Source organism: Variovorax rhizosphaerae, from assembly GCF_037889975.1.
GTDB classification, from domain to species: domain Bacteria; phylum Pseudomonadota; class Gammaproteobacteria; order Burkholderiales; family Burkholderiaceae_C; genus Variovorax; species Variovorax rhizosphaerae.
On record NZ_JBBKZT010000093.1, the window covers coordinates 1 to 2,216 of the forward strand.

Sequence of the window (2,216 nt, forward strand, 5' to 3'; positions counted from 1 at the left end):
AACAGCGTGCGCCTGCACTCCAAACTGGGCAACTTGCCGCCCAATGCCTTCGAGCAGCAATTGGCAATCAAACAACCTATCGCAGTGTCTGAAAAAACTTGACCAGCACAGACCTTCGCCTCAGTCCACTGCGCACCTTCTGTCACGCCTTCTCCGAAATTGATGCTGGTGCGGCGCGGGCTGCGATTGACCATCAGTCTGACCACGTCGCCACGCGCGTAGTGCCCCGACGGATCGTAGGCCGCCTTTGCGACCGCAATCGTGGACAGATCAATGTCCGCGTAAAGAATGCCTTCCTGATCCTGCGGCATGTGATCCACCAATGGTTGACCATCAGGGCCAAAAATCATGGAGTACCCACCGCCCGGCTTGCCGCCATCTGAGTTCAGCAACAACGCCTTTTCAGGCGTATCGCACATGACGTCGAACATGTCCTGCCCCGTGATGGCACTCGCATGCAAGACGAAGCAGCCGCCTTCCAGTGCATAAATCTGACTCGCAGAAAGGTTCACCTCATGTCCCAGCGCATAAGCAGTACCGCGATAAAGCGTGAACGATGGCCACGAAGCAACATGGACTTGCTCGTGCATCGAGTACATAGCGTACTTAGACAACGGCTGGATGTGCTCGGCACAGCAGAGTGCGCCCAAGCGACCGACGCTGGTGTCGACCACCTGAAAATCTGAGCCGTCGCCCTCTCCGAACAGTGTGCGCTCCACATGAGTGGGCTTGAGCTTGCGGCGCTTGAAGACCATCTCGCCCTTGTCGCTGATCAACGCCTGGCTGATGTAGAGCGAGCCGCCATCGATTTCCGAGAAACCGATCACCACGTTGATGTTCGCTTTTGCAGCCGCCGCCGCGATGGATGCGAGTTCCGGTCCATCCGCGCGCAACGAGTTGGCGTGGTAGCGCGACACGAACTGCATGCCCCAGGCTGGCGTACCGAGCCAAAGCCACCAAGGGTAGCCGGGTATGAACACTTCGGGAAAGGCCAGCAGTTTCGCCCCGTTCGAGCCCGCCTCGGCGATCAGACTGGTGGCCTTTTCTGTGGAAGCCGCAGCGTCCAGAAACACAGGGGCCGCTTGCACGACGGCGATCTTGAATGCAGTTTCGGACATTGGTTTTCCTTGGGGTGATGAAAGTGAAGTTACTTGCGCGGCATGTCGCGTCGCACGCCGAATGGATCAACCGGCCACTTGCGCGTGATCAGGCTCCAGGCACCGCCGGGAGCGAACACCATCGTGACGATCGCGAGAGAGCCAAGTCCAATGAAGTACCGGGAGCCGTATGACGCGAAGCTCTCGCGCAGAAGGAAGTAGAGAAGCGTGCCGAGGATCGGCCCTTCCAACGTCCCGATGCCACCGAGCACTGCAATGAAGATCGCCGCCGCTGACCAGTTGAGAGAGAACGTAGCGTCCGGCGTGACCTGCAATGTGTTCATGTAGGCCACTGCGCCTGCCAAGCCGGTGAGCGAGCCCGCGATGACCCACAAAGCGAGTTTCGCCTGCCGGATCGACACCCCTGATGCCGCAGCCGCCGCCTCCGAGTCGCGCACGCTCATGAGCGCCAAGCCAAGCCTGCCCCTCAGGATCATGCGTGCAACGAGAAGCGTCCCAGCACCGACCACCAGCGCGGCCCAATAGACACCTGCGTTGCGGGTCCATCGGTCGAAGCTGCTCAATGCCTCCAGTGGCATGCCGCCACCGGCACCGAGCCATTCGTTGTTCAACGTCAGTATCCGCGGCATCTCGGCAAGCACCCAGGTGCCGACGGCAAAGTGCGCACCACTGAGGCGGAACATCGGGAATGCGCTGATGGCGGCGAAAAGGCCCGTGGCGACCGCCGCGAGAGGCAGCATCAGCCAAGGATTGAGTTCAAGCCTGTTCGACAGTGCAAACAGCGCATAAGCACCAACGCCGACAAACATCTGATGGCCGACGACCACCAGGCCGCCGTAACCGGAGAGCAAGTTCCAAGCAAGCGCGATTGCGAACACGGTGAAGACTTCCACCATCAAGCGCTGCGTCGCAAAGTTGGTAAACCAGGGCACGGCCGCCAGGACGCCGCACAGCAACAAGACTGCGATGGCGTAGGAGAAAGTAAATCTAGCAGGCCGTTGAAAAACCGCTCATTGGCACGCGTTTTCCCCTTGCAATTCGGACTCGGGTCTTCATCCAGTACGTCGGGTCACGCGAGGGCGGTGGAATCGAGTCCGC

Annotated in this window: 2 protein-coding genes; both read right to left on the reverse strand. The window is 59.9% G+C overall.

Going from position 1 to position 2,216, the window contains the following annotated elements; all coding sequences use genetic code 11:
• On the reverse strand, positions 1–1,118 hold a 1,118-nt coding region (locus WKW82_RS40375), incomplete at its 3' end, for a carbon-nitrogen hydrolase family protein (protein ID WP_340348825.1).
• Positions 1,119–1,147: 29 nt separating this feature from the next.
• Positions 1,148–2,014: a branched-chain amino acid ABC transporter permease gene (locus WKW82_RS40380; RefSeq protein WP_340348826.1), complete on the reverse strand. Its 867-nt coding sequence runs from the start codon at positions 2,012–2,014 to the stop codon at positions 1,148–1,150.
• Between the last annotated feature and the right edge of the window lie 202 nt (positions 2,015–2,216).